The following is a 25,702-nucleotide window of genomic DNA, read 5'->3' as shown; positions in this document are numbered from 1 at the left end:
TGACCGTCGAGCCATGAAATGGCGAGAAGCGGAGGTCGTCATGGGGCACAAGGAGTTCTTGGCGGAAGCGGTACGACTGGCCACGGAATCGGTCGAGCATGGATGGGGTGGCCCGTTCGGTGCCGTCATCACCCGGGACGACGAGATCCTCGCCCGGGGGCAGAACCGCGTGCTCCTGACCGGCGACCCGACCGCGCACGCCGAGGTGGAGACCATCCGCAAGGCGTCCCAGCTGCTCAACCCCCAGACGCCCACCATCCCGGAAGAGCACCAGAACGAGGGCACCCTGGAATTCGTGCCGCGTCCCGAGGACTCCCCCGACCCGGTCCCCGAGCGCGCCCGGATGCTCCAGGGCTGTTCGATCTACATCAGCGGCGCACCGTGTCCGATGTGTATGAGCGCCATCTACTGGTCGCGCATCGACAACGTCTACTTCAGCTGTGACCTGGACGCCACGCGGAATATCGGCTTCGACGACGCCTTCCAGTACGAGGATTTCCAGAAACCGATGGACCAGCGTCGGATCCACATCGAGCAGATCCACCCCGAGCTGGGTGCGACGGCATACGAGGTGTGGCAGACGAAACCGGACCGGCACCCCTACTGAACCGGCCGGGACACATACAGCCACAGAGCGCGGACGCTCCGTGACGGAGCTGCGTGGCCGGTGCCCGTCGAGCCCGCAGCAGCGAGGGGAGAAACGGCAGGCCGGAGGGGTAAGCACGGACGGGTTTCCGCTCCGGGGCGGCCGTCGGGCAAGATGGGGTGTATCTGCCCACTGCCAGATTTCAAGCTGCCGGACGGTTTCTCTTGGCTGAGTTCATTTACACCATGCGCAAGGCGCGCAAGGCGCACGGCGACAAGGTGATTCTCGACGACGTCACCCTGAACTTCCTGCCGGGTGCGAAGATCGGCGTCGTCGGTCCGAACGGTGCCGGTAAGTCGACCGTGCTGAAGATCATGGCGGGGCTGGAGCAGCCCTCCAACGGTGACGCCTTCCTCACGCCCGGCTACAGCGTCGGCATCCTGCTCCAGGAGCCCCCGCTGAACGAGGAGAAGACCGTCCTGGAGAACGTTCAGGAGGGTGTCGCCGAGATCAAGGGCAAGCTCGACCGGTTCAACGAGATCGCCGAGCTGATGGCCACCGACTACTCGGACGCGCTGCTGGAGGAGATGGGCAAGCTCCAGGAGGAGCTCGACCACGCCGAGGCCTGGGACCTGGACGCCCAGCTGGAGCAGGCCATGGACGCGCTCGGCTGCCCGCCCGGCGACTGGCCCGTCACGAACCTCTCCGGTGGTGAGCGCCGCCGTGTCGCGCTGTGCAAGCTGCTGCTGGAGCAGCCCGACCTGCTGCTGCTCGACGAGCCCACCAACCACCTCGACGCCGAGTCCGTGAACTGGCTGGAGCAGCACCTGGCGAAGTACCCGGGCACCGTCGTGGCCGTCACCCACGACCGGTACTTCCTCGACAACGTCGCCGGCTGGATCTGCGAGGTCGACCGCGGTCGGCTCCACGGCTACGAGGGCAACTACTCGAAGTACCTGGAGACCAAGGCCGCCCGCCTCAAGGTCGAGGGCCAGAAGGACGCCAAGCGGCAGAAGCGGCTCAAGGAAGAGCTCGAGTGGGTGCGGTCGAACGCCAAGGGGCGGCAGGCCAAGTCCAAGGCGCGTCTCGCCCGGTACGAGGAGATGGCCGCCGAGGCCGAGAAGATGCGGAAGCTGGACTTCGAGGAGATCCAGATCCCGCCGGGCCCGCGTCTGGGCAACGTCGTCGTCGAGGTCGACAGCCTCAGCAAGGCCTTCGGGGAGAAGGTCCTCATCGACGACCTGAGCTTCACCCTGCCGCGGAACGGGATCGTCGGTGTCATCGGACCGAACGGTGCCGGTAAGACGACCCTGTTCAAGATGATCCAGGGCCTGGAGACGCCGGACTCCGGCGACATCAAGGTCGGCGAGACCGTCAAGATCTCCTACGTCGACCAGAGCCGCGCCAACATCGACCCCAAGAAGACGCTGTGGGAGGTCGTCTCCGACGGGCTCGACTACATCAACGTCGGCCAGGTCGAGATGCCGTCCAGGGCGTACGTGTCCGCGTTCGGGTTCAAGGGACCGGACCAGCAGAAGCCGGCGGGTGTCCTCTCCGGTGGTGAGCGCAACCGGCTCAACCTGGCGCTCACCCTGAAGCAGGGCGGCAACCTGCTGCTCCTCGACGAGCCGACCAACGACCTCGACGTCGAGACCCTGTCGAGCCTGGAGAACGCTCTGCTCGAGTTCCCGGGCTGCGCCGTCGTCGTCTCCCACGACCGGTGGTTCCTCGACCGTGTCGCCACGCACATCCTCGCCTACGAGGGTGACTCCAAGTGGTTCTGGTTCGAGGGCAACTTCGAGTCGTACGAGAAGAACAAGATCGAGCGACTCGGTCCGGACGCCGCGCGCCCGCACCGCGCCACCTACAAGAAGCTGACCCGGGGCTGATCTTGCGGCATCTCTACCGCTGCCCGCTGCGCTGGGCGGACATGGACGCATACGGCCACGTCAACAACGCGGTGTTCCTCAGCTACCTGGAGGAAGCCCGGATCGACTTCCTGAGCCGACCGGACAAGGAGTTCAGGCAGGGATCCGTGGTGGCACGCCATGAGATCGACTACAAGGCGCAGCTCGTCCACCGGCCCGAGCCGGTGGACATCGAGCTGTGGGTGACGGAGATCAAGGCGGCGTCCTTCACGGTCGCCTACGAGGTCAAGGACGGCGAGAGGGTGTGCGTCCGGGCGTCGACGGTGGTCGTGCCGTTCGACTTCGAGGCGCAGCGGCCCCGCCGGATCACGGCGGAGGAGCGCGCGTTCCTCCAGGACTACCGGGACGACGAGGAGGAGGCCGTCGCCGCATGACGGTGCTCCACCTCGCCGACGGCGGGGAGGCGGCCGATCTCGCCGCCTTCCTGTCCCGGCTGCTCCACTACGACCGCGGCGCCGCCGTGCGTCTGCAGGCGGCCGGGACGACGCTGGCGGTCTTCGGGCGGCCGCCGTCGTTCGAGGTGCTCGCGGTCCGCGCGGTGCGGCTCGCCAAGCCGTACGAGAACGGGCTGGAGGTCCAGCTCGACGTGACCGTGTCGGCGGGTGAACTCCTGGAGTCGATCGACGAGTCGGCGGCCACGGTCGGCGTGCCCGCCGCCGTGACCGGACCGCCGTGGGCGGGCGTCCTTCCGCCCCGCGGCGGCTGGCGACCCGAGCCGGGGCTGCCGGCGCCCGAGGCGCTGCGGGCCACTGTGGCCGCGGTGGTGGCGGAGTTCCGGTCGCGTACGGAGGAACTGCCGGCCGAGCGGCGCACCCGGGCCGAACTCGACCGGATCGGCCGGGAGATCTGGTCCCGCACGGTGGCGGACACCGGGCTGCCGGTGCGGGCCGTGCACGCCGCACAGTCGCTCGGCTTCCTCCGTCCCGCCCCGCAGGCGGCCGAGGGGGAGCCGCTCGCGCTGCTCTCCTCCGGCGCGTGGCTCCGGCTGCGCACGCCCTACGGGTCGATCGCCGTGCGCAGGGCCGGACTCGGCGCGCTGAACGTCAGCGTCCGCTGACCCCAAGGATCACCCCGAAGGGTCACCCCGGGGTGTTCACCATCGTCGCGGCGGCGTACGTCAGGTAGTTCCACAGCGTGGTCTCGTGCTCCTCGGAGAGGCCGAGCTCCTCCACCGCGACCCGCATGTGCTTCAGCCAGGCGTCGTGCGCGGCCTGGTTCACGGCGAACGGGGCGTGGCGCATGCGCAGCCGGGGATGGCCGCGCCGCTCGCTGTACGTCGTCGGGCCGCCCCAGTACTGCATCAGGAACAGGGCGAGGCGCTCCTCCGCCGGGCCCAGGTCCTCCTCGGGGTACATCGGCCGCAGGAGCGGGTCCTCGGCGACTCCCTCGTAGAAACGGTGCACCAGACGGCGGAAGGTCTCCTCACCGCCGACCTGCTCGAAGAAGGTCTGCTCCTGAAGCGTGCCGCGCCGAATCTCATTCACATGCTCCATGGTCTCAGACGCGCCGACCGAGGACGAAAGGCTTAGGGCCTGCCTGAGGCCTGAGGACCTGGGGCCCGAGGCCTGAGGACCTGGGGCCTGAGGTCTGAGGACCTGGGGACCGGCCAGGGGGACGGATTCCGGACGCGGCGCGCGGCGTGCTCGCTTCGGGCTGTGTGCCGCAGCACAGTGGAGGTATGGCCACGCACGCTCTCGACCACGATCTGGAGAACCTCGCCGCGTCCGCGCGGGCGGAACTCGTGCGGGAGATCGACGCGAGCGGCGCCTGGAGCGCGGATCCCCTGTGGCGGGAGGCGTTCGAGGCGGTGCCGCGCCATCTCTTCGTGCCCTACTACTACATCGGTGTCAGGGGTGGCTACGAGCGCCGATGGTGCGGCGACCCCGACCCGGAACGCAGGGAACGGTGGCTGCGCGGTGCGTACACCGACACCCCGCTGGCCACCCGCGTGCGGGACGGCGAGCTGGTCTCCTCCAGCAGTCAGCCCTCCCTGATGGCGGAGATGCTGACCGAGCTGAGGGTCGAGGACGGGAACGCCGTACTGGAGATCGGTGCCGGCACCGGCTACAACGCGGCCCTGCTCGCCCACCGCCTCGGCGACGACCGGGTCACCACCATCGACCTCGACCCGGAGATCACCGAGTCCGCCCGGCAGCACCTGACGGCCGCGGGCTACCACCCGACCGTGGTCACGGGCGACGGCGCCCGCGGCGTTCCGGAACGCGCCCCCTTCGACCGGATCATCGCGACCTGCTCGCTGAGCTCGATCCCGAGCGCCTGGCTCGCGCAGTGCGCTCCGGGAGCGCGCATCCTCACGCCCTTCGCGACCGGGCTGGTCGCCCTGCGGGTACGGGACGCGGCGCACGCAGAGGGGCGTTTCCTGTGGACCCCAGCCTTCTTCGTGCCGTTGCGCGGGGGCCTGCGTTCCGAACCGGACCCGCGGGATCTGGGCGGGCTGCCGCAGCGGGCGCGCGGCAACGACCGGTTCCGGTTCCTGCTGGCCCTGACGCGGGGCAGCCTCGACCCGTACGAGGCGTACACGCTGTGGGAGCACGAGGAGCAGCCCGGACGGGAGCGGTACGGCATCACGGTCGGCGGCGACCGTTCCTGGGCATGGCTGGACGACCCGGAGGGACCGCACGCCTGGCCCCTCCCCTGATCGTCGGGTCCTTTCGGCCCATCAGCCCCGGCGGATGGTGATCGTCGTCCACGCGCCCACGTGCACCCGGTCCCCGTCCCGCAGGGGGACCGGCACGAACGGCTGGATGGGCTCCTCGGAGCCGTTGACCGTGGTGCCGTTGGTGGAGTTCTGGTCGACGATCGCCCACGACCCGTCCGGCTGCTGCACCAGCATCGCGTGCTGGTGCGAGACGCCCGGGTCCTCCGGCGGCACCGACAGGTCGATGTCGGGGGTGTCGCCGGTGGAGTGGCGGCGGCGGCCGATGGTGACCTGGTTGCCGGTGAGCATGCGCTGCTGCTCCGGGGAGTACGCCGGCAGGTTCAGGCCCGCCGCCTCGGGGCCGGAGCGCTGCATCATGGCCATGAAGTACTCGCGGTCCGGCCCGATGGTCGCGGTCCAGGTCGCCGGCTGCTGCTGCTCGTACGGGCGCGGCGGGGCCTGGGTGGAACCGGGCTGCGGGTAGCCGTAGCCACCGCCCTGGCCACCACCGGGGCCGCCAGGACCACCCGGGCCGCCGGACGCCTGGGCGGGAGACGGCGGCGAAATCACCCAGTCGTCGTCACCGCCGCCGAAGGACGGACCACCCGACTGCGGCGGAGCGGGCGGCGGGAAGCCCTGGGTCGGCGGTGGGGGCGGCGGCGGACCGGGTCGCTGGAAGGCGGAGGGCGGTGCGCCCTGCGGGAAGCCCGACGGCGCACCCGGAGCCGTCGTCTGCGGACCACCGGAGGCTCCGGGACCGCCCGGGCCGCCGGGACCGCCGGACGTGGGCCCGGGCGGCGGCGGAACCGGACGCGACGGATCGCCACCGAAGCCGGGCGGACCGGGCGGACCGGACCGGCGTGAGGCATCCGGGCCGAACCCCGTGGGCCCGGACGGCTCGCTGCCGAACGGCGGCGACGGCGGAATCGGTTCCGCGGGCCGGTTCACCTGCGACGGCCGGGAACTCTGGTAGTCGTACGAGTCCGGCCCGGGCCCGGCCGGTCCGCCCTGCTGGAAGCGCACCCCCGGATTGGGCGCCGGCTGGCGCGGGGCGGCGGGGGTGTACGAGGTCGCCGTGTTGGTCAGGAAGTTCCACCGGCACTCCTCGCAGAACGGCGCGCCGCCCTCGCGGGGCGTACGGCACTGCGGGCACAGTTCCGGCTCGGAATCCGGTGCTGCGGACAGCGGGCGTCCCCCGGGACGGCCGCCGGCGCCCGGGGGCGGCGGGTAGCCGTAACCGGCGGGCGGCGGCGGTGGAGGCGGCGGGGGTACGGCACCGGCCATACGGTGACCGCAGACCTCGCACCAGTCGTCGGAACCCGACTGGTGTCCGTTCGGGCAGGTCGGCATGTCGGCGCGTCCCCCTCTCCTTCTTCCGGCCGCTCGGACCGGCGTGGTTCTCCAACCCCTGGGGGTCGGGCTGGCTGTTATGTCACTTCTTTACACGAACAGTCTTTGTGGACCGTGTCTCGAGCGTCATCTCGTCGGCCTCAGCGACCTTCGCCTTCAGTCGCACAGTACCTGTCGCGGCGTCGACCACGTCCACCACCTTCGCAAGCAGTTTCGCAGTATCCGCGTTCCCTGAGGCATTCGCGAGCTGAACAGCGCGGCCCAGCTTGGCCGTTGCGCCATCGAAATCGCCCTCTTTGCGCAGATTCAGCCCCTGCTGGATGACTTGGGCGAGTTCGGCCTGCCCGGTGTAGTGCGCGACCTGGGGGTTGATCGAGGTGGACGCCACCATGTCATCGGTCCACACCGCCCGGACGAGGCCCTGCGCGCCGAGGTTGTGGACCGTACCGTCGCTCTGCGGTATGACCAACGACACGCGCGCGGCCAGCATCTCCTGACCGACGTTCGCGGCCGGGACCTGAACGCAGACGTGGTAGTCGCGGGACTCGTCGCCCCAGGAGCCGGTGGGGTAGTCCCCGGCGCGCGGACCGGCCTCGATGCGGCGGCCGGTCAGGTCCTCGACGGTGGGCGCCACCTGCTTGACGAACCTGATCTCCGTGCCGACGGGCGTCCACAGCCGCAGTGCGACGTCCGCGACCTCCTTGCCCATGGCCGTCTCCATCATCTGTGTGAAGTCGGCGGCGAGGGCCGCCGGATCGGCGACGATGTCGGCGGTGCCGAGCAGCGCGGAGGCGATCCCGGTGACCTCCTTGACCTCCCAGTCGGTCCCCACTCCGCGCGCGTCGCAGGTGAACCGGCCGGCGCAGGCCTCCAGCGTGCCCTTCAGGGCGTCGGGGGACTCGTGTTCGTTGCGGCCGTCGGTGAGCAGGATGCCGTGGCGTATGGAGACGTCCGCCGAGGACAGCAGCCGGTCCGCGAGCCGCAGCCAGGTTCCGATCGCGGTGCCGCCGCCCGCGCTCAGCCGGCGCAGCGCCTGCTTGGCCTGGCCGCGGGTGGCCGCGTCGGCGACCGCGAGGCGCCCGCCGCCCGGGTAGACCTCCTTGGCCACATGGGTGCCGCCGATCACCGCGAAGCGCACGCCGTCGCGCAGGGTGTCGATGGCGGCGGCGGTCGCCTCGCGCGCGTTGCGCATCTTGGTGGGCGGATAGTCCATCGACCCCGAGCAGTCGACCATGATCGCCACGGCCGCGTCGGGGCCCTGCCCCGGCGCGTGGAGGTGGGGCGCCGTGACGGCGCTTCCGATCGTGCCGCCGCCGGTCGCCGTCACCGTGACGATGGCGTTGACCTCGCGGCCCCCCTCCGGCAGGTACTCGTTCTGGTAGACGTCCACCGAGAACTGCGGCACGTTCGACTTCGAGAAATTGGCCATGGCCGTTCGGATCCCCCTTGAGAGCCCCACCGCGGTGGGAGACGACTGGTGGCGGACCGGTCCCCTCCGGTCCTTTGGCCGACCCCCGCCGGCCCGGGCGCGTCCGGGGCACCCGTCACGGCGCCCCGGGCACGCTTCTCAGGCGGATCCTGCCCCCTGCGGCGGGGCCGGGAACGGGACGACCGCCACTGTTACGTTGTCGTGCCCGCCGCCGTCCAGGGCGTGGCCCACCAGTACCCGGGCGGCGTGCAGCGGGCGGAACCCGGCGTCCGGCGGCACCACCTCGGCCATCTCCTCGGCGGTCTCCGCGTAGTTCCACAGTCCGTCGGTGCACACCACCACGACACCGGGCCGGTCCGGCTTGAAGGACGCGGTGTGCGGGTCGAGTTCGTAGGCGTCCGCGCCGAGCCAGCCGGTGATCGCGTGGGCACGCTCGTCGGCGTACGCCTGGGCCTCGCTCATCAGGCCCGCGGCGACCATCTGCGCGGCCCAGGAGTCGTCCTCGGTGAGCCGGGCAGACGGCGCGGCGCGGTCCACCGGAACCCAGTAGGCGCGGCTGTCACCGACCCAGCCGACGACGAGCAGGCTCGCGGTGACGACGGCACCGACCAGGGTGCAGGCGGGCGCGTTCTGGTGCGGGGCGTGCTCCTGGGCGGTCTCGGGGGCGGCGGCCAGGGAGTTGACGGCGTGCGAAGCGGCGACGATCGCGTCGTGCATGGCCTGCTGCGGGTGTGTGCCGCGCGGCAGGGCGTCGAGGAGCGCCTGGTTCGCCGCCCGGGCGGCGGCCAGGGAGGCGTCGTCAGGGCGGGTCGCCGAGGACACGCCGTCGCAGACGATCGCGACGACCGCGGGCGAGCCGTCGGGCAGCGCGGTTGCGGAGACCGCGAACGCGTCCTCGTTGCGGTGGTGGCGCAGGCCGCGGTCGCTGACCGCCGCGACTGCTCCCAACTCCTGCTCCACATGGTCGCGTTCGCGTGGCTGGGCGTGGCCGCAGTGCTCGCAGTAGCCGTCGCTGTCGACGGTGCCCGCGCGGCAGGCCACGCAGATTTTGGTGCCGGCGGGAGGCGTCGACGCGACGGCGGTGCGCGGGTCGGCCGGCTGGGGCGCCGCGAGAGGGTAGTCCTCGGACTCGGCGGGGCGGTCGAAGCGTACGCCGCGCGCGGCGGGGTCGGCGGGCAGCTCCGAACCGCCGGAGTCCGTGCCCGGGATGTCGGTCGGCAGGTGCACCGGGGCGGGCACCTGAGGGCCGCCCGCCGCCGGGGCGGCCGGCCAGTCCACCGAGGACGACCCCGAAGGGGGCCGCGGCACCGAGCCGTTCATGGTCAGCGTCGGGGGGTCCGACGGCGGGGCGGGCACCACCGACAGGTCGTACCCGCAGGCGCCGCAGTAGCGGTCGCCCGACTCGAGGGGCTCCTCACAGCTGGGGCACCTCGAAAGCGCCGTCGACCGGGGCATCTGCGACATCGATCACACCCACGTCCGGGGGCGGTAACGGTTGGCACGTTCCACCAGGTCGATCCTCTCCTCGCCGCCCTGGGCGAGCCTGGCCAGCGTCCGGTACGAGCGCTCCAGGCCGAAGCGGAGGCCCCGCTCGTCCAGGTCGCTGCCGAGCAACGCCCGTCCGTCGGCCGCGGGTGGCGCGGAGCCCTGACCACCGGAGAGTACCCAGTCCAGCGCACAGCCCAGGACTTCTGTGGACAACTGCTCGCGCCGCACGGCGTCCAGACCGTACGCCTCCAGCGCCTGCACCTGTGCCGCGGCGGCCACCAGGTCGTCCAGGAAGGCCGGATCCGGTCCCCGGCCGGCGCGCTGCCGCAGTCGCGCCCGTACGGCGGCGACGCGGGCGGCGGTGTAGTGGATGGACGCCTCCGGCACCGACTCCAGGGTACGCACGGCGCCCCGGCGGTCACCGGAGGCGAACTGGACGCGGGCCAGACCGAAGGCCGCGCTCACGTAGCTCGGGTCGGTCGTCCAGACGAGACGGTAGTACTCGGCGGCGTTGTCGAGCTGGCCCAGGACCTCCGCGCACAGGGCGAGGGCCAGCTTGGGCGCGGGCTCGCCGGGGAACGCGTCGTAGACCGCGTCGAAGGAGAGCGCGGCGGCCTCGTGGTCGCCCGTGACGAGCGCGCTGACGCCCCGGTACCAGACAACCCGCCAGTCGTCGGCGTGGTCCGCCTCCAGGGCCGCGAGGGCCTGCCCGGCAGCCGCCGTCTCGCCCATCTCCAGCCGGGCGCGCAGTTCGCGCAGCCGCAGCTCCGGGGAGGTGGCGGGGGCGGCCCGCAGAGCGACGATCAGCTCGGTGGGCGCGGAGGCCATGAGACCGGCCAGGAAACCGGCGTTGGGGTCGCCGGGGTCGACATGCGGGACGGGCAGCGCGAGCGCGGCGGCGGGGGCGTCGACCGGCTTGACGGCCGCGGGGGCGCCGGAGGCGGCGGTCGCGCCCCCCGTGCTCGCGGCCGCTCCCGGACGGGCGCCGGCGGCGGGGAAGCCGGAGCCGACAGCAGGGGCGGACGCGGCGGGGGCGACGACGGGAGCGGTGGACGTTGCCGCCACGGTGCCGGGGCCGGGCGTTGCCTGCGCCGGGGGCGCCGCTCCGCCGGTTCCTGAGCCCGCCGTTCCAGGCGTCGCGGGCAGCGCACCCCCGGCCGTCCGGCGCCAACGGAGCGCCGGTACCACCCGTGCCCCGAGCCGCGACACCTCCCCGGCCTGCTTCGGGAACAACTCCGTGTCCGTGACCCTCGGTTCCGGACCGAACAGCGTCGACAGCGCGGGCTTCGGGCGTCCCGTCCGAAGGGCGACGACCTCCCGCAGCACCCCCGTCAGCTGCTCCGACATCTCCTGCGCGGAAGCGAACCGGCGGGCGGGGTCGGGGTCGGTGGCGCGGACCAGCAGCCGGTAGAAGGACTCGTACCGCCGGAACACCTCGATGGTGTCCGGATCGGGCAGGGAGTCCGCGTAGGCGTTCGTGTAGCCCTGGAAGTCGAAGGTGAGCACCGCAAGGGTGCGCGCGACCGTGTAGAGGTCGCTGGCCACCGACGGGCCGACCTCCGCGACCTCGGGCGCCTGGTAGCCGACCGTGCCGTAGATGGCCGACTCGTCGTCGTCCATCCGGCGCACGGCGCCCATGTCGATCAGCTTCAGCTGGTCCTCGGTCTGGATGGCGTTGTCGACCTTGAAGTCGCAGTACAGCAGGTTGCGGCTGTGCAGATGGCCGAGCGCCTCCAGCGCCTCGATGCCGTACGCGCACGCCTGCTCCACCGGCAGCGGATCGCGCCGCCCGTCGGGTGTGCGCCGCTCGTTGGCGATCTCCTTCAGCGACTTGCCGCCGACGTACTCCATCACGATGTAGCCGTCGAGCGAGCCGGTGCGCTGGTCGAGGTGCTCGACGAAGTTGTAGATCCGCACGATGTTGGCGTGCTCGATCTCCGCGAGGAAGCGCCGCTCGGAGATCGCCGCGGCCATCGCGTCCTGGTCGCCGGTGTCCAGCAGGCCCTTGAGGACCACCCACCGGTCGGAGACGGCGCGGTCGACCGCCAGGTAGATCCAGCCGAGGCCGCCGTGTGCCAGGCAGCCCACGACCTCGTACTGGCCGTGCACGATGTCGCCGGCCTTCAGCTTCGGGACGAAGGAATAGGGGTGGCCGCACTCGGTGCAGAAGCCCTCCGTGCGCCCCGGCCGGTCACCGCGCGCCCGCCCCACCGGGGCACCGCAGTCCGAGCGCGAGCAGAACCGCTTGCGCTCGGGTACTTCGGCGCGCTCCAGCACCATCGCCCGCGGGTCGGGCCGCGGCACCGCCGGGACCTGCACCAGGCCGAGGCCGAGCCGGCTGCGGCCCGAACTCCCGGCCGCGGAACCGGAGCTGCGCACCGACACCGAACGGCCGGTGGACTTCCCGGACACCCGGGCCGACACCGACCGCCGGGACTGCGACGACCGCGACGACGCCCCGGAGCCGGGCCGCGAGCCGCCGGTTCCGGAACCCCCGGAGCCCTCGGCGCCCGCGCCGCCCCCCGCCGGCGCCGAGCCCACGCCGCCCTTGGCCGAGACGACCGGCGCGAGCCCGCACATGTCGCAGTACAGCTCGCCGCCGCCCACGTCCTCGTACGACCCCTCGCAGCCGGGCCGCTGACACGTCCGTCCCGCCTGGCTCATGCCTGCCCCCTCCGGTCGGCCGGTGCACCCGGCTCGGTCACCCGCGCGCCGAGCAGTTCCGCGGCCGCCCGCTGGTAGCGCAGCACTGCCTGCTCCGCGGCCCTCAGGTCGCAGGGCGCGCTCCACAGCATGCGCCGCGCCGCGTCGTACCGCTCGACCAGCAGCGGGTCCTCCGCCAGACCGTGCCGGGCCACCTTCGCCTTGTACGCGTCGAGGCGTCCGCGCAGCTCGGCGCGGACCGCGAGCGGCGCGGTGACCGCCGTCAGCGACTCGCGGGCGCGCTGGAGCTCGTCCTCCGCCCGCTGCTCCAGCGACTCCAGGAGCGGCGAGAGGCGGTGCCACTGGGCGTGCCTGCGGTACTCGGCTGCCGTCGCCAACTGCTCCTGCAGCGCGGTGGGCGGGCCGCTGACCGCGGGCACCTCCGAGGCGGCGATCTTCGCCAGCACCTCACCGCGCGCGCTGCGGGCCTCGGCCAGGGTGCGGTCCGCGCGGCTGAGCAGGTCGCGCAGCCTGACGAGCCGCTTCTCCGCGTCCTGGCGCACGGTCAGCACGGCGTCGATCTCCCGGCGTACGTCCTCCAGGGCGCGCGCCTGCCGGTCGTACACCGTGGTGTCCGGCCTGCCACCGCCGGGCGCCGAACTCCCCTCGGCCGGGACCCAGTACGCCAGCGGGTCGGAGACCACCTGCTCGCGCAGCCTGGTCAGGGTGCGGGTGATGCGCTCCAGGTCGTCGCCCGCCGGGTGCTCGCCGGGTCGTACGCCCACCGAGTGGGCGAGCTGACAGGTGCGTTGCAACTCCGCGGCCAGTAAATCGATCCGGGCGGGCAGCGCCGACCACACCGCGTCGGCGGCGACGACCATGTCCAGCGAGGAGGCGTACAGGTCGTTCATCCGGTCCACGAGCTGCTGCAGGGTGAACTGCTCGCTGAGCCGGCCGGTGCCCGCGAGGGTCGGCGCGTTCGCCGTCGCCGCCGTACTGCCCGCGACGGTGACGCTCGGGCCGCGCAGCAGTTCGGTCAGCTCGACCAGGTCCTCCCGGCTGGACCAGCGCCTGCGGGCGCGGATCTCGCGCGCCGTGCGCAGGGCGTCCGTGTAGGCGTCGAAGTACGCCCACAGCAGGGTGATCGACGCCTCCGCCGACGCCCACCGTTCCTTGGTGACGCCGGTCAGTTCGGCACCTTCGAGGAGTCTGCGGCCCGCGTGGTCCTGCAGGGCGAGGAGCGAGGTCTCTATGGCCTCGTGCTCCGCGCCGAGCCGCGCCAGCGCACGGTCCACCTCGTCCCGGTCCATCACCGGCCCGGTGTGTCCCGTGACGCCCATCGATCACCTCTCGTTCTCGTCGTTCCCCGGCGCGTGTCCGGTGTGCCGGGGAACTCTCCAGTGGTACCAGGTCGGTTGCGTCGGTTCAGGTGGAAGGCGGCCGTGACGGCGTCGAGTCCTCGCCCAGCGTCTGGGAGAGCCACCTGGTGTACGAGGCCTGCCAGCCGTTCCTGCGGTAGTCCTCGAGCACCTGGTTGACCCGGCGTACCAGATCCTTGTCATCCTTGTTCATCGCCACGCCGTAGTACTCGGTCGTGAAGGGCTTCCCCTTGAGTTCGACGGTCGGGTCCTGGGCGGCCTGGCTCGCAGCGAGCGCGCCGTCGGTGACCACCGCGTCGACCTCGCCGAGTTGCAGTTTCACCAGGCAGTCGAGCTGGTTGGGGACGGTGGTGGAGATGTCGGCGGACGCGGCGAGCCGGCCGGTCTTGCTGTCCTCGGTCAGCTTGGCGTTCGCGGTCGAACCCTGGGCCGAGCAGATCCTCTTGCCGGCGAGCGACGCGTCATAGCCCTTGATCGGGGACGACTTGGGGGCGAGGACCTGCTGGCCGGTCGTGAAGTACGGCTCGGAGAAGGCGACCTCCGCCAGCCGGTCGCAGGTGATCGTCATGGTGCGCACCACCATGTCCACCTGGTGGTTCTTGATGGCCGGGATGCGCTGGTTGGTGGGGATGGCGTGGAAGCGGACGGCATCGGGCCTGCCGACGACCTGCCGGGCGATCTCGCGGGCGAGGTCGATGTCGAAGCCCTCGAGGTCGCTGCCCTTGGTGTTGGGGTCGCGGTAGCCCCAGCGGTAGCTGTTCTGGTCGACGCCCACCGAGAGATAGCCGCGCTGCTTGATGGCCGTGACCGCGGGGCCCGTCTCGTCGCTCGACGCAGGCGGGCTCATCCGCTCCGGGTGGCCGCCGCAGGAGTCGTCCCTGGCCTGCGTGGCCTCGGCGAGGCCCGGGCCGCCGGTGCCCGTCGAGCCGTTCCCGCGCGGGTGGTTCAGCGGCAGCAGCAGCGCGAGGACGAAGGTGAGCGCGCAGGCGACGAGCATCGCCGCCACACCGCCCCAGCCCTTCACGCTCGCCCTCAGGCGCCGTGCGGTCATCGCCGCTCCCCCTCTCACCGGTACTCCGACAGTCTGCGCCCGATGCCGAGCACCGCGCCGGACGCGCCCAGCACGGCGAGGACGGCCGCGCCCACCGGGAGCCCGGCCATGGCGTCCCGGCCGTCGCTCGCCGCCTGCACGAACTCACTCTCCTCGTGGTCCAGCGCCTTCGCCAGGTTCGCGTCCACGCCGTCGAAGCACTCGCCGGTCGGCTGGTCCGCCTTCGATCCGATGACCTTGTCGAGCGCTTCCTGGTAGTTGCCGTCGTCGTCGGCGGCGCGCGCCTGGGTGTGGCGCTTCTGCCATTCCTTCATGTTCCCGGTGGCGGCCTTAACGGGCTGCTCGCCGGCCGGGTCGTCGGCGAGGGAGGCCGCCTTGGCCAGGCTCGTGTTCAGCGCGTCCATGTCCTGCTGGAACGCGTAGTCATAGGCGTCCTCGACCGCTCCGTTGGGCAGCTTCTTGGTCTCGGCGCCGCGGCTGACCAGGGTCAGGTTCTCGTTGCCGCGTGCGTTCAGGGACGCGATGCGGGCGTCGTGCAGCACGTCCAGCGAGCGGATGCCCCGCGCGTACGAGGAGTTCAGGCCCGCACGGGCGACGCTGTGGCCGACGACCAGCCACAGCAGGACGATCGCGGAGGCGGCCGTGGCGGCGACCAGGCCGTGGTTGAGCACCCGGTTGGTGCGCAGGTAGTGGCGGCGCTGGGCCCAGCCGAGGGCGGCGAGCGCGAGGACGCCGAGGGCGAGGGCGAACCAGGGGTACGGGGTCGCGGCCGTGTAGTCGGAGCGCAGCCGCTGGTTCTCCTTGGTGTACAGGTCCTGGGCGGCCGGCAGCATCTCCTGCTGCATCTTCTCGTTCGCGGCCCGCAGGTAGGCGCCGCCGACCGGGAAGCCCTGGCGGTTGTTGGCGCGGGCCCGTTCGATCAGGCCCTTGTACTCCGGGAGCAGCGTGTTGAGCTTGGTGATGGTGGCCGCGGAGGGGGAGCCGGGCTCGGCGTTGGCCGCGGCGGTGACCAGCTTGGTGGCGGCCGTCCGGATGTCCTTCTCGTACCGGAGCGTGGTCGCGGCGGGCTCCTGGCCGCCCGCCAGGAAGCCGCTGGAGGCCGCGGTGTTGGCGTCCGCGAGGGAGCGGTAGATGTCGGCGGCGCCCGCGCTGAGCGGCTGGCTGCGGTGCAGTACGTCGTCGGCGGCGCCCGCGCGGTCGGTCATCTGCCAGGCGGTGACGGCGCCGAAGGAGACGACGAGCAGGGCGAGGACGGCGCCGATCACGCGGAGCCTGCCGGGCTCGGTGGCCGCGGCGGCGCGCAGGCGGTCGGCGCCCTCGGCGAAGGCGGTGCGGCGGGGTGCGACGGGCGTCGCCGGTGGGGCGACGCCGTGCTGCAACTTTGTCACCTGACCTCCCCCTTGGCCATCTGTCGCGGTAAGTATCGCCGCGGGGGGTGCGGTCCGCACAGGACTTCATGCGATCTTGTTGCTGAGCCGTGCTGTTGCGTTGCCCCCCGCTCTTGAATACGCGCCCTGTTCCTGGTTGGTTCCCGGTGGTGGGGCCGGGCGGGGGCGGGTGCGCAACCCGGCGCTTGCGGGGTGCCTCCCCCAAGCTGCTTCGAGCAGGGGGTACCCCCAGCGCCCACCCGTGCCGCCCCAGCGGCACGACTGCCCGCAGCTGCGCGGGCACGGCTGGGCGCGGCTGTGCGGGCGCGGCTGGGCGCGGCTGTGCAGGCACCACTGCCCGCAGCTACGGCGGCTGCGGCGCCCACAGCGGCTGCGGCGCCCACAGCGGCGGCTGCGGCCGCGGGTAGTGCGCTACGCCGCCTCGTAGTATCCCCGTACCCGTTCCTGGGCCTCCCGCGGTGCGTCCTCGTGGTCCAGGCCCAGCAGTGCCGCCCCCAGGACCGGGCGGGCCGTCACCACCTGGGGGACCGCCTTCGGGGCCTTCGAGGCCAGGAGGTCCCGCACGGCGTCGTCCAGTTGGGGGTGGCGCGCTGCCAGGATGCTGCCGCCCAGGACGACCGGGGTCTCCTCCTCCAGGAGGTCCAGCCGCTTCAACGCCACCGTCGCCATCGTGACCACCTCCTCCGCCAGCCGGTCCACGACCGCGCGGGCCACAGGGTCTCCCTCCTCGGCCGTCCGGAACAGCACGGGGGTCAGCTCGTGCCGCCGGTCGTGGGCGATGTGCCCCAGGTGCAGCGCCTCGATGAGCGCGTACATCGAGGCGAGGCCGAAGTGCGCCGGCAGCGTGCGTGCCAGGGCGGTGGGGCCGCCGCGGCCGTCCTCGGCGCGCACGGCCCACCACAGGGCCTCCTCCGCCAGGCCCCACCCCCCACCCCAGTCACCGGAGATGCGGCCGAGCGCGGGGAAGCGGGCGGTGCGTCCGTCGGGACGCATGCCGACGCAGTTGATGCCGGCGCCGCACACCACGGCGACGCCCCTCGGTTCGGCCACCCCGGCCCGCAGGATCGCGAACGTGTCGTTGCGCACTTCCACCGTCGTGCCCCACGCGCGCGCGTGCAACGCGGCGGCCAGCTGTTCCTCCTCCACCGGCAGGTCGGCGTTGGCCAGGCAGGCCGAGACATGGGCGACCGAGGCGACCCCGGCGGCCGCGCAGGCCCGCTCGACGGCTTGGGCCAGGGCGTCGACCGCCGGCTCCACCCCCACGGCCGGCGGCCGGAACCCCCCGCCCCGCGCGGTGCCGAGGACCTCGCCGTCGGCGGCCACCACGGCGACGTCGGTCTTGCTGTTGCCCGCGTCGATGGCGAGGACACTTGCGGTCAGGCCCACGCGAGGTGCTCCCGGTTGTGCGCGATCAGTTTGTCGGTGAGGGCGTCGGCGTGGTCGTGCTGGCCGATCAGGGGATGGGAGAGCAGGGCCCGGAAGACGCGGTCCCGGCCGCCGCGCAGGGCGGCGTCCAGGGCCAGGTCCTCGTACGCCGTCACGTTCGCCATCAGGCCCGCGTACAGCGGGTCCACGGTCGGTACGGGCAGCGGGCTCGGTCCGTTGGGGCCGACGGCCGCCTGTACCTCGATCACCGCGTCGTCCGGCAGGAAGGGCAGCGTGCCGCGGTTGTAGGCGTTCACCACCTGGTACGGCGACCCGGATCCGCCGAGCAGCGCCACCGCGAGGTCGACGGCGGCCTCCGAGTAGTAGGCGCCGCCCCGCTCGGCGAGCAGCGCCGGCTTCTCGTCGAGCGCCGGGTCGCCGTACATCTGCAGCAACGCCCGCTCCATGGCCGCGACTTCGGAAGCGCGCGAGGGTTTCGTCCGGAGCTCCCGCACGACCTCGTCGTGCGCGTAGTAGTAGCGCAGGTAGTAGGAGGGGACCACACCGAGCCGGTCCACGAGCGTGCGGGGCAGACGCAGGCCGGCGGCGATCGCCTCGCCGTGTTCGGTGAGCAGCTTGGGCAGTACGTCCTCGCCCTCGGGGCCGCCCAGGCGCACACCGGTCTCCCAGGTGAGATGGTTCAGGCCCACATGGTCCAGGTGCACATTGGCAGCGGTGACCCCGAGCAGCGCGGCGAACTTCCGCTGGAAGCCGATCGCCACGTTGCACAGCCCGACGGCCCGGTGGCCCTCCTTCAGCAGGGCGCGGGTGACGATGCCGACCGGGTTGGTGAAGTCGATGATCCAGGCCCTCGGGTTGGTGCGGCGGACCCGTTCGGCGATGTCCAGCACGACCGGCACGGTACGCAGCGCCTTGGCGAGGCCACCCGCGCCCGTCGTCTCCTGGCCGACACAACCGCACTCCAGGGGCCAGGTCTCGTCCTGCTCCCGCGCGGCCTGGCCGCCGACGCGCAGCTGGAGCAGCACGGCGTCGGCCCCGTCGACCGCCTGGTCCAGGTCGCCGGTCGTGACGACGCGTCCGGGGTGCCCCTGCTTGGCGAAGATCCGCCGGGCCAGCCCGCCCACCAGCTCCAGGCGTTCGGCTGCCGGGTCGACGAGCACCAGTTCCTCGACGGGCAGGGTGTCCCGCAACCGTGCGAATCCGTCGACGAGTTCGGGTGTGTAGGTCGACCCTCCGCCGACCACGGTGAGTTTCATGCTGCTGACTAACCCTTCACTCCGGTGAGCGTGACGCCCTCGACGAACGCCCGCTGGGCGAAGAAGAACACGAGGATCACGGGGGCCATGACCAGCACGGTTGCGGCCATGGTCAGGTTCCAGTCGGTGTGGTGCGCGCCCTTGAACGACTCCAGGCCGTAACTCAGCGTCCAGGCGGCCGGGTTCTCGGAGGCGTAGATCTGCGGGCCGAAGTAGTCGTTCCAGGCGTAGAAGAACTGGAAGAGCGCGACGGCGGCGATCCCCGGCCGGGCCATGGGCAGCACGACCTTCAGCAGGGTCCGCAGGTCACCGCAGCCGTCGACCTTCGCGGCGTCCAGGTACTCGTTCGGGATGGTCATCAGGAACTGGCGCAGCAGGAAGATGGAGAACGCGTCACCGAACGCCATCGGGATGATCAGCGGCCACAGCGTGCCCGCCAGATCCAGCTGCTTCGCCCAGAACAGGTACATCGGAATGATGATCACCTGCGGCGGCAGCATCATCATCGAGACCACCAGCATGAGGGACAGATTCCGGCCCGGGAAGCGGAACTTGGCGAGCGCGTACGCCACCGGAACGGAGGAGACGACGGTCAGGACGGTGCCGAGGCCGGCGTAGACGAGGGTGTTCTTCCACCAGGTGAGGAAGCCGGGAGTGCTGAGCACGGTCTTGTAGTTGCCCCACTCCCAGGTGTGCGGGATCAGATCCCGGCTGAGCGCCTGGCTGTCGCTCATCAGCGAGGTCAGGAACACGAACACGAACGGCAGCGTGAAGAACAGGGCTGCGGCGACCCCGAGGGAGTGGACCGCGACCCACTCCAGGGCGGCCCTGCGGCGGGCGGTGCGTGCGGCCGGCGAGACGGGCGCCCGCACCCCCACCGGCTTGTCGAGTACTTGGGTCATGGTCAGTCACCTGCCAGGTTGAGGCCGCCCCGGCGCCGCATCAGGAACGCGGTGAACACCATGGACAGGGCGAACAGCACGAGCGCGACCACACAGGCGGAGCCGTAGTCGAAGCGCTGGAAGCCGAGGTTGTAGACGAGCTGGGGCAGGGTGAGCGTGGACTTCTCGGGGTAGCCCGGCTCGAACTGCGTCCCGGCGCCCTGGATGACACCGGAGGCGACCTTTCCGGCGATCAGGGGCTGTGTGTAGTACTGCATGGTCTGGATCACTCCGGTGACCGCCGCGAACATCACGATCGGCGAGATGTTCGGCAGCGTCACGTACCGGAAGCGCTGCCACGCGGAGGCGCCGTCCAGTTCGGCCGCCTCGTACTGCTCCTGCGGCACGTCCAGCAGCGCGGCCATGAAGATGACCATCAGGTCGCCGATGCCCCACAGGGCGAGCAGGGTGAGGGCGGGCTTGGACCAGGAAGGGTCGTTGAACCATCCCGGCGCCGGGATGCCGACCTTTTCGAGGAGCGAGTTGACCGGTCCCGTACCGGGGTTGAGGAGGAAGGCGAACGCCATGGTGGCGGCGACGGGCGGGGCGAGGTAGGGCAGGTAGAACAGGGTGCGGAAGACACCCGTGCCCGTCTTGATCTTCGTGATCAGCAGGCCGACGCCGAGCCCGAAGGCGACCCGCAGGCTGACCATGACGACGACCAGCCAGAGGGTGTTGCGCAGCGCGGGCCAGAAGTAGGGGTAGTCCTCGAAGACGTACGTCCAGTTCTTCGCTCCGCTCCAGGCCGGCGGCCGGAAGCCGTCGTAGTGCATGAACGAGAAGTAGACCGTCGAGATCAGCGGATACGCGAAGAAGACCGCGAAGCCGATCAGCCAGGGCGACATGAAGGCGGCCGTCCGCAGTGCCCTTTTTCCGCGCTTCTCCGTGAGGCCGGCCCCGCGGCGCTTCGAGGCGAGGGTGATCGTGCTCATCACTACTTCGCCTGCGCGATGTCGGTGTCGATCTGCCGGGCGGTCTTCTCAAGAGCGGCCTTCAGGTCGGTGACCTTTCCGCTCTCGTAGTCGTATCCGAGCTGCTGGATCGTCGTGAGGTACACGCCGCCGTTGACCGAGGCGGGTGTGGTCGTGGAGTTCGGGTTCGCGGCGATGTCCAGGAACGTCCTGAAGCGTGGGTCGTACTTCAGCTTCGGGGACTTCAGGGCCGTCAGGGTGGAGGGCACGTTGTGGATCGCGTTGGAGAAGTTCACCACCGCGTCCGTGTCGGTGGTCATGTACTTCACCAGCTCCCAGGCCGCGTTCTGCTTGGTGCTGGTGGCGGCGATGCCGGCGATCGTGCCGGTGATGTAGCCCTTGCCGTACTGGGAGGCCTGGACGTCGGGGACGGGCAGCGGGGCGACCCCGATGTCGAAGTTCGGCTTGGCGTCCAGGGCCATGCCCAGGCGCCACTCGCCGTCGAGCTGCATGGCGACCTGGCCGGTGTGGAAGGGGTGCTTGGGACCCCATTCGTCACCGAGCTTCGAGCGGTACCGCTCCAGCTTCTGATAGCCGCCCAGTTCGTCGACCAGCTTCTTCTGGAGCGTGAATCCGGCCGTGAAGGCGGGGTCCTTGGCGAGGTTGGACTTGCCGTCCTTGTCGAAGTAGGTGGGGGAGAACTGCGCGAAGTAGTGCTCGGTCGTGGTCTCCCAGCCGTGGTAGTCCGGCATGAATCCGAGCTGCTTGTAGCCGTCGCCGTCGGGAATGGTCAGCTTCTTGGCGTCGGTCTCGAATTCGGACCACGTCTTCGGCGGGGCCGTGATGCCCGCCGTCTTGAACGCCGTCTTGTTGTAGTAGAGCCCGTACGCGTCGCCCAGCAGCGGCACCGTGCAGCGGTTGCCGTCGAACCGGGTGTACTCGTTCATCGCCTTCGGGAAGGTCGTGGCCGGGTCGATGCCGGCCTTCTTGAAGAAGGGGTTGAGGTCGACCAGGGCACCGGAGGAGCAGAACTTGCCGACGTTGTTCGTGGTGAAGGACGAGATGACGTCGGGGGCCTTGTCGCCGCCGGTGCGCAGCGCCTGGTTGATCTTGTCGTCGGTCATGTTGGCGACGACGTTGACGTGGATGTTGGGATGCGCCTTCTCGAAGCCGGCGATCAGCGCGTTCACGGCCTTGGTCTCGTTCGGCGCGCTCCAGGCGTGCCAGAAGTTGAGGGTGGTCTCCTTGGACGCGTCATCACTCGCGCCGGAGGAGGACTGGCCGGTACAGGCGGTGGTGAGGAGAGCGAACGAGATGGTCAGGGCAAAGGCAACTTTTCTGGATGTTTCGGGCATGACGGGGTCTCCCTGGGACGGGCGGGGGTGTGGTTCGACCGGGGCGGGTGCCGGGGCAGGGGGGAACCGGGGTGGGGACCCGGGGACTTCAGCGCGAGGTGTCGAAGACCTCGTCGCGGGTGGCGGCGAGGGCGCTCTCCAGCGCGCCGCGCAGCACCGGGTGTTCGCGTACGTCGCCTACGACGAGGCGTGGCCGGGATGCGGCAAGCTCCTCCAGTTCGGCCTGGAGCAGGCCCCGCAGCGGCTCGCCCCCGGCGGTGAGGGAGGCGCCGCTGAGGACGACGAGTTCGGGGTCGAGCACGGCGACGAGCGAGGCCAGACCGGTGGCGAGCCGGGTCGCGTACGTCTCCAGGAGCTGCCGGTGGGGGCCGGTGGTGCTGTCGGCGGCCCGGGCGACGAGGGTGGCGGCGACCTCGGCGTACGGGCCGGTGGGCACGTCGTCGATGCCGAGTTCGCGGGCCAGTACCGGGATGGTCTGGGAGCCGGCCAGTTCCTGGAAGCCGCCGCTGTTGGCCTTGGTGACGTGGCGGACCAGGGGCGCGCCGGGCACCGGCAGGAACCCGACCTCGCCCGCGCCGCCGGTCCAGCCACGGTGCAGCCGGCCGCCGAGGACGAGGGCCGCGCCGAGACCGCCCTCGCTCCACAGCAGGACGAAGTCGTCGTGTCCCCTGGCCGCGCCCAGACGCTGCTCGGCGAGGGCGACGAGGTTGACGTCGTTCTCGTACTCGACCGGCATCGGCAGGGCGGCGGCGAGTTCCTCCAGCAGGGTGGGGGAGTGCCAGCCGGGCAGGTGGGAGGCGTAGCGCAGGCGGCCGGTGTTGGGGTCGAAGGCGCCCGGGGTGGCTATGACGACCCGGTGCACGTCGGAGACGGCGAGCCCGGCGGCCTTGACGGCGCCCTCCAGGGCGTCGGTGACCTGCCGTACGACGGGCTGTGCCGGGCGGCGGCCGGGGGTGGGCAGTTCGTACTCGCCGACCGTGCGGCCCGTGATGTCGGCGACGGCGGCGAGGATGCGCTCGGGGGTGACGTCGAGGCCGGCGACATGGGCGGCGGCCGGGTTGACGACGTAGAGCTGGGCGCTGGGGCCCGGGCGGCCCTCGCTGGTGCCGGTCATCAGGACGAGCCCGGCGGCCTCGAGACGGGCGAGCAGTTGGGAGGCGGTGGGCTTCGACAGGCCGGTGAGCTTGCCGATGCGGGTGCGGCTGAGGGGGCCGTGCTCCAGGAGCAGATCCAGGGCAGCGCGGTCGTTCATGGCACGCAGAACGCTCGGGGTGCCCGGCGTGCCGGCGGATCCTGCCATGTGTGTCGCCACCTGCCTTTCGACGGCCCAGCTTCTCAGTGGGGGCGCGGGGAAGTCCACCGAACGATCGCTGCCTCGTGATCTGTTAGGAAGGTTTCCTATCGGTGCCAGGAAGGTAGGGGCCGACCGCCGCAGGCGTCAATACCGGCCACCGGCGGGAAACCAACTCGTTACCGGGGTCAGCTCTCCAGGAACGGGGTGGTGTCCAGGATGGGGTGGGGGCCGGGAGGGGAAGGGGGCTTGCCGAATTCGACTGACACCTCGGTGCCGTAGTGGGCCCCTTGGCGAGGTGGCCGCTGCGCCTCACTGGAGAGCGACGGGCTCCAGTTGGGAGAGAAGGTCCGGTTCGGCTGCGGGGTCGGCGTTCACTGCTGAGCTCCTCGGCGAAGGGCGGCCGGTCCGGTCACTCTCCTGAGCAGCGGCACCGGACGACCGTAGCGTTGTCAGGCCGCGCACGTTCACTCGAACGAGTGTGCTGAACCGCTCCGCTCTGCCCGCGCACACGAAGAAGCGGCGCCCGGAGTACCCAGGCGCCGCCTCCCTCGTACGAGCGTGCGACCCGCTACTTCGCCGCCGGACGCGGCGGCGGGATCGGGGACGCCGCCTCCGACTGCGGGGAGTCCGGGTTGGAGTGCGCCGACGGAGGCGCCACCGGGGCCGCGGGGTCGGTCGCTTCCTCCTCCTCCGTGAGGGTGGCGGGCGTGCCCCCCACGATGCGGATGTCCGCCTCGTCGAACGCCCGCTTGACGCGCCAGCGCAGTTCGCGTTCCACCGCCAGGGCCTTGCCCGGCATGGTCTTCGCCGAGAGGCGGACCACCATGGAGTCGATCAGCACGCTGTCCAGTCCGAGCACCTCGACCGGGCCCCAGAGGATCTCGTTCCAGGGCTCGTCCTTGCTCATCGCCTCGGCCACCGCGTCCAGGGTCGTCTTCACCCGGTCCAGGTTCTCGCTCGCGCGCACGGTGACGTCCACGCCGGCCGTCGCCCAGCCCTGCGAGAGGTTGCCGATGCGCTTGACCTCGCCGTTGCGGACGTACCAGATCTCGCCGTCGGCGCCGCGCAGCTTCGTCACCCGCAGGCCGACCTCGATCACCTCGCCCGAGGCCACCCCCGCGTCGATGGTGTCGCCGACGCCGTACTGGTCCTCGAGGATCATGAACACGCCGGACAGGAAGTCCGTGACCAGGTTGCGGGCGCCGAAACCGACCGCCACGCCGGCGACACCCGCCGAGGCCAGCAGCGGGGCCAGATTGATCTGGAAGGTCGACAGCACCATCAGCGCGGCGGTTCCCATGATCAGGAAGCTCGCCACCGAACGCAGCACCGACCCGATGGCCGCCGCGCGCTGCCGGCGGCGCTCGGCGTTGACCAGCAGGCCGCCCAGCGCCGTGCTGCTCGTCCCTTCGGTGGGGCGGTTCATCCGCTCGATGAGCTGGGTGATCGCGCGCCGTACCGCCACTCTCAGCACCGCCGCGACGACCAGGATCAGGATGACCCTGAGCCCTATCGCGAGCCATGTGGACCAGTTCTGCTCGACCCAGCTCGCGGCGTGGGTCGCGCTCTGCTGGGCGTCCTGGAACGTGGATACCGCCGGAGCCGTCGACTCCGTGGGGGACGGAGTCGGTGTGGCGCCGGCGGCCAGTAGGGCGGGCAGGGACACGTCGGGTACCTCCAGTGCGTCTGCCTCCGGTGGGCGGTCAAGGTCGTCGAGGTCACGGAAAGGTCACCGGACTGCAGGAGCACCACACTAACGGGGCATCGTGTGGGGATCATGACGATGTCCCGGGGAGAGACCGTGTCACCTGGGGGTTCACCAGGTGAAGCAGGGGGGCGCGCGGCGGGCGGCGCACCGGGTGTGGTCGAAAACACTCCCAGCCCGTTACCGGGACATGGTGGCGCTTCCAGCAGGCATGAGGGGAGACTGGCTCTCAGATCGTCCCGGCGCGAGCCACGCGCCGCCGGCGTACAAGGAGGGCATCCGTGCCGCACGTCCTGGTCCTCAACGCGTCGTACGAGCCACTCGGCGTCGTACCGCTCCGCCGCGCGCTCGTCCTCGTCCTCGAGAACAAGGCCGTCTGCCTCGAGGAGTCCGGCGCCTACCTGCACAGCGCGACCGTCACTGTCCCCGCACCCAGCGTGGTCCGGCTCAAGCGTTTCGTCCGGGTTCCCTACCGGGGGCCCGTTCCGCTCACCCGTCGCGCGCTCTTCGCCCGCGACGGCGGCCGGTGCATGTACTGCGGTGGCGTCGCAACCAGCGTCGACCACGTCATTCCGCGCAGCCGCGGTGGTCAGCACGTCTGGGACAACGTGGTGGCCTCCTGCCGCCGCTGCAACCACGTCAAGGCCGACCGCCACCTCGTCGAGCTGGGCTGGCGGCTGCGCCACAAACCCGCCCCGCCCACCGGCCTGGCCTGGCGCATCATCGGCACCGGCCATAGGGACCCGCGCTGGCTGCCATACCTGCAGCCGTACGGCGCGGACGATGCCTTGGCCCGGATCGACGGCATTTCAGCCTGAGGATCCGGGCCTTCGTGTTCCCCTGGGCCCGCGGCCCCGGGTCCTGGCCCTCGGCCCCGGCCCCGGCTCCGGCCCCCGTGCCGGGGCCGTAGGGACGCCGTGGGCCCCGCTTGTGTTGCCGGTGCCCCCGTGCCG

21 protein-coding genes are annotated in these 25,702 nt (G+C 71.6%); 6 read left to right on the top strand and 15 right to left on the bottom strand.

Going from position 1 to position 25,702, the window contains the following annotated elements; all coding sequences use genetic code 11:
* Positions 1-40: 40 nt before the first annotated feature.
* The 4 genes from ACFYZJ_RS14335 to ACFYZJ_RS14320 all read left to right on the top strand — a co-directional run bounded on the left by ACFYZJ_RS14335 (position 41) and on the right by ACFYZJ_RS14320 (position 3,571).
* A complete protein-coding gene (locus ACFYZJ_RS14335; RefSeq protein WP_388567614.1) occupies positions 41-607 on the top strand; it encodes a nucleoside deaminase in 567 nt (188 codons plus the stop codon).
* Positions 608-810: 203 nt separating this feature from the next.
* A complete protein-coding gene (gene ettA / locus ACFYZJ_RS14330; protein ID WP_388567065.1) occupies positions 811-2,475 on the top strand; it encodes an energy-dependent translational throttle protein EttA in 1,665 nt (554 codons plus the stop codon).
* Between the two features lie 2 nt (positions 2,476-2,477).
* The gene (locus tag ACFYZJ_RS14325) at positions 2,478-2,888 is read left to right on the top strand and encodes an acyl-CoA thioesterase (protein WP_388567063.1); all 411 of its coding nucleotides are present in this window, start codon (positions 2,478-2,480) and stop codon (positions 2,886-2,888) included.
* Entirely contained in the window at positions 2,885-3,571 is a 687-nt protein-coding gene (locus ACFYZJ_RS14320) for a hypothetical protein (protein ID WP_388567061.1), read from the top strand. Before ACFYZJ_RS14325 ends, ACFYZJ_RS14320 begins: the two co-directional genes overlap by 4 nt.
* A 22-nt stretch (positions 3,572-3,593) precedes the next feature.
* On the opposite strand, the gene ACFYZJ_RS14315 is transcribed toward ACFYZJ_RS14320, so the two are convergent.
* Positions 3,594-4,007: a globin gene (locus ACFYZJ_RS14315; RefSeq protein WP_388567059.1), complete on the bottom strand. Its 414-nt coding sequence runs from the start codon at positions 4,005-4,007 to the stop codon at positions 3,594-3,596.
* A 185-nt stretch (positions 4,008-4,192) separates the two neighbouring features.
* On the opposite strand from ACFYZJ_RS14315, the gene ACFYZJ_RS14310 reads away from it, so the two are divergent.
* Positions 4,193-5,173, top strand: a complete 981-nt coding sequence (locus tag ACFYZJ_RS14310; RefSeq protein ID WP_388567057.1) for a methyltransferase domain-containing protein — start codon at positions 4,193-4,195, stop codon at positions 5,171-5,173.
* 21 nt (positions 5,174-5,194) lie between these two features.
* On the opposite strand, the gene ACFYZJ_RS14305 is transcribed toward ACFYZJ_RS14310, so the two are convergent.
* The 14 genes from ACFYZJ_RS14305 to ACFYZJ_RS14240 form a co-directional block, all read right to left on the bottom strand.
* On the bottom strand, positions 5,195-6,523 hold the full coding sequence (locus ACFYZJ_RS14305; protein ID WP_388567055.1) for an FHA domain-containing protein: 1,329 nt from the start codon (positions 6,521-6,523) through the stop codon (positions 5,195-5,197).
* Between the two features lie 82 nt (positions 6,524-6,605).
* Positions 6,606-7,952, bottom strand: coding sequence for a VWA domain-containing protein (locus tag ACFYZJ_RS14300; RefSeq protein ID WP_388567052.1), 1,347 nt, complete (start codon positions 7,950-7,952; stop codon positions 6,606-6,608).
* Positions 7,953-8,090: 138 nt separating this feature from the next.
* Positions 8,091-9,416 (bottom strand): protein phosphatase 2C domain-containing protein, encoded by a 1,326-nt coding sequence (locus ACFYZJ_RS14295; RefSeq protein WP_388567049.1) that lies wholly within the window; start codon positions 9,414-9,416, stop codon positions 8,091-8,093.
* 3 nt (positions 9,417-9,419) lie between these two features.
* Positions 9,420-12,104, bottom strand: coding sequence for a tetratricopeptide repeat protein (locus ACFYZJ_RS14290; protein ID WP_388567046.1), 2,685 nt, complete (start codon positions 12,102-12,104; stop codon positions 9,420-9,422).
* A complete protein-coding gene (locus ACFYZJ_RS14285; protein ID WP_388567044.1) occupies positions 12,101-13,423 on the bottom strand; it encodes a hypothetical protein in 1,323 nt (440 codons plus the stop codon). Before ACFYZJ_RS14285 ends, ACFYZJ_RS14290 begins: the two co-directional genes overlap by 4 nt.
* A gap of 85 nt (positions 13,424-13,508) precedes the next feature.
* Positions 13,509-14,513 (bottom strand): glutamate ABC transporter substrate-binding protein, encoded by a 1,005-nt coding sequence (locus ACFYZJ_RS14280; RefSeq protein WP_388567041.1) that lies wholly within the window; start codon positions 14,511-14,513, stop codon positions 13,509-13,511.
* Between the two features lie 14 nt (positions 14,514-14,527).
* Positions 14,528-15,901 (bottom strand): hypothetical protein, encoded by a 1,374-nt coding sequence (locus ACFYZJ_RS14275; RefSeq protein WP_388567038.1) that lies wholly within the window; start codon positions 15,899-15,901, stop codon positions 14,528-14,530.
* 411 nt (positions 15,902-16,312) lie between these two features.
* The gene (locus ACFYZJ_RS14270; protein ID WP_388567035.1) at positions 16,313-17,287 is read right to left on the bottom strand and encodes an N-acetylglucosamine kinase; all 975 of its coding nucleotides are present in this window, start codon (positions 17,285-17,287) and stop codon (positions 16,313-16,315) included.
* Positions 17,278-18,543, bottom strand: coding sequence for a 6-phospho-beta-glucosidase (locus ACFYZJ_RS14265; protein WP_388567032.1), 1,266 nt, complete (start codon positions 18,541-18,543; stop codon positions 17,278-17,280). The genes ACFYZJ_RS14270 and ACFYZJ_RS14265 overlap by 10 nt, the downstream gene beginning before the upstream one ends.
* A gap of 8 nt (positions 18,544-18,551) precedes the next feature.
* Positions 18,552-19,445: a carbohydrate ABC transporter permease gene (locus ACFYZJ_RS14260; protein ID WP_388567029.1), complete on the bottom strand. Its 894-nt coding sequence runs from the start codon at positions 19,443-19,445 to the stop codon at positions 18,552-18,554.
* 2 nt (positions 19,446-19,447) lie between these two features.
* Positions 19,448-20,416: a carbohydrate ABC transporter permease gene (locus ACFYZJ_RS14255; RefSeq protein WP_388567026.1), complete on the bottom strand. Its 969-nt coding sequence runs from the start codon at positions 20,414-20,416 to the stop codon at positions 19,448-19,450.
* A gap of 2 nt (positions 20,417-20,418) precedes the next feature.
* Entirely contained in the window at positions 20,419-21,750 is a 1,332-nt protein-coding gene (locus ACFYZJ_RS14250; protein ID WP_388567023.1) for an ABC transporter substrate-binding protein, read from the bottom strand.
* An 88-nt stretch (positions 21,751-21,838) separates the two neighbouring features.
* Positions 21,839-23,050, bottom strand: coding sequence for an ROK family protein (locus ACFYZJ_RS14245; protein WP_388567021.1), 1,212 nt, complete (start codon positions 23,048-23,050; stop codon positions 21,839-21,841).
* A 562-nt stretch (positions 23,051-23,612) separates the two neighbouring features.
* On the bottom strand, positions 23,613-24,710 hold the full coding sequence (locus ACFYZJ_RS14240) for a mechanosensitive ion channel family protein (protein ID WP_388567019.1): 1,098 nt from the start codon (positions 24,708-24,710) through the stop codon (positions 23,613-23,615).
* A 320-nt stretch (positions 24,711-25,030) separates the two neighbouring features.
* On the opposite strand from ACFYZJ_RS14240, the gene ACFYZJ_RS14235 reads away from it, so the two are divergent.
* Positions 25,031-25,567, top strand: a complete 537-nt coding sequence (locus tag ACFYZJ_RS14235; protein WP_200417413.1) for an HNH endonuclease — start codon at positions 25,031-25,033, stop codon at positions 25,565-25,567.
* Positions 25,568-25,702: the final 135 nt, after the last annotated feature.

Origin of the sequence: Streptomyces sp. NPDC001848 (assembly GCF_042891915.1) — a bacterium.
GTDB lineage: Bacteria > Actinomycetota > Actinomycetes > Streptomycetales > Streptomycetaceae > Streptomyces.
The sequence above is the reverse complement of the archived record's forward strand: the minus strand, read 5'-3'. Positions and strand labels throughout refer to the sequence as shown.

Bases quoted from the DNA above. Each gene is read 5' to 3' on its own strand.
- ACFYZJ_RS14320 (WP_388567061.1), top strand. From the start codon at position 2,885: ATGACGGTGCTCCACCTCGCCGACGGCGGGGAGGCGGCCGATCTCGCC.
- ACFYZJ_RS14285 (WP_388567044.1), bottom strand. From the start codon at position 13,423: ATGGGCGTCACGGGACACACCGGGCCGGTGATGGACCGGGACGAGGTG.
- ACFYZJ_RS14265 (WP_388567032.1), bottom strand. From the start codon at position 18,543: ATGAAACTCACCGTGGTCGGCGGAGGGTCGACCTACACACCCGAACTC.
- ACFYZJ_RS14250 (WP_388567023.1), bottom strand. From the start codon at position 21,750: ATGCCCGAAACATCCAGAAAAGTTGCCTTTGCCCTGACCATCTCGTTC.
- ACFYZJ_RS14300 (WP_388567052.1), bottom strand. From the start codon at position 7,952: ATGGCCAATTTCTCGAAGTCGAACGTGCCGCAGTTCTCGGTGGACGTC.
- ACFYZJ_RS14260 (WP_388567029.1), bottom strand. From the start codon at position 19,445: ATGACCCAAGTACTCGACAAGCCGGTGGGGGTGCGGGCGCCCGTCTCG.
- ACFYZJ_RS14245 (WP_388567021.1), bottom strand. From the start codon at position 23,050: ATGGCAGGATCCGCCGGCACGCCGGGCACCCCGAGCGTTCTGCGTGCC.
- ACFYZJ_RS14290 (WP_388567046.1), bottom strand. From the start codon at position 12,104: ATGAGCCAGGCGGGACGGACGTGTCAGCGGCCCGGCTGCGAGGGGTCG.
- ACFYZJ_RS14295 (WP_388567049.1), bottom strand. From the start codon at position 9,416: ATGTCGCAGATGCCCCGGTCGACGGCGCTTTCGAGGTGCCCCAGCTGT.
- ACFYZJ_RS14305 (WP_388567055.1), bottom strand. From the start codon at position 6,523: ATGCCGACCTGCCCGAACGGACACCAGTCGGGTTCCGACGACTGGTGC.
- ACFYZJ_RS14315 (WP_388567059.1), bottom strand. From the start codon at position 4,007: ATGGAGCATGTGAATGAGATTCGGCGCGGCACGCTTCAGGAGCAGACC.
- ACFYZJ_RS14280 (WP_388567041.1), bottom strand. From the start codon at position 14,513: ATGACCGCACGGCGCCTGAGGGCGAGCGTGAAGGGCTGGGGCGGTGTG.
- ACFYZJ_RS14255 (WP_388567026.1), bottom strand. From the start codon at position 20,416: ATGAGCACGATCACCCTCGCCTCGAAGCGCCGCGGGGCCGGCCTCACG.
- ACFYZJ_RS14310 (WP_388567057.1), top strand. From the start codon at position 4,193: ATGGCCACGCACGCTCTCGACCACGATCTGGAGAACCTCGCCGCGTCC.
- ACFYZJ_RS14335 (WP_388567614.1), top strand. From the start codon at position 41: ATGGGGCACAAGGAGTTCTTGGCGGAAGCGGTACGACTGGCCACGGAA.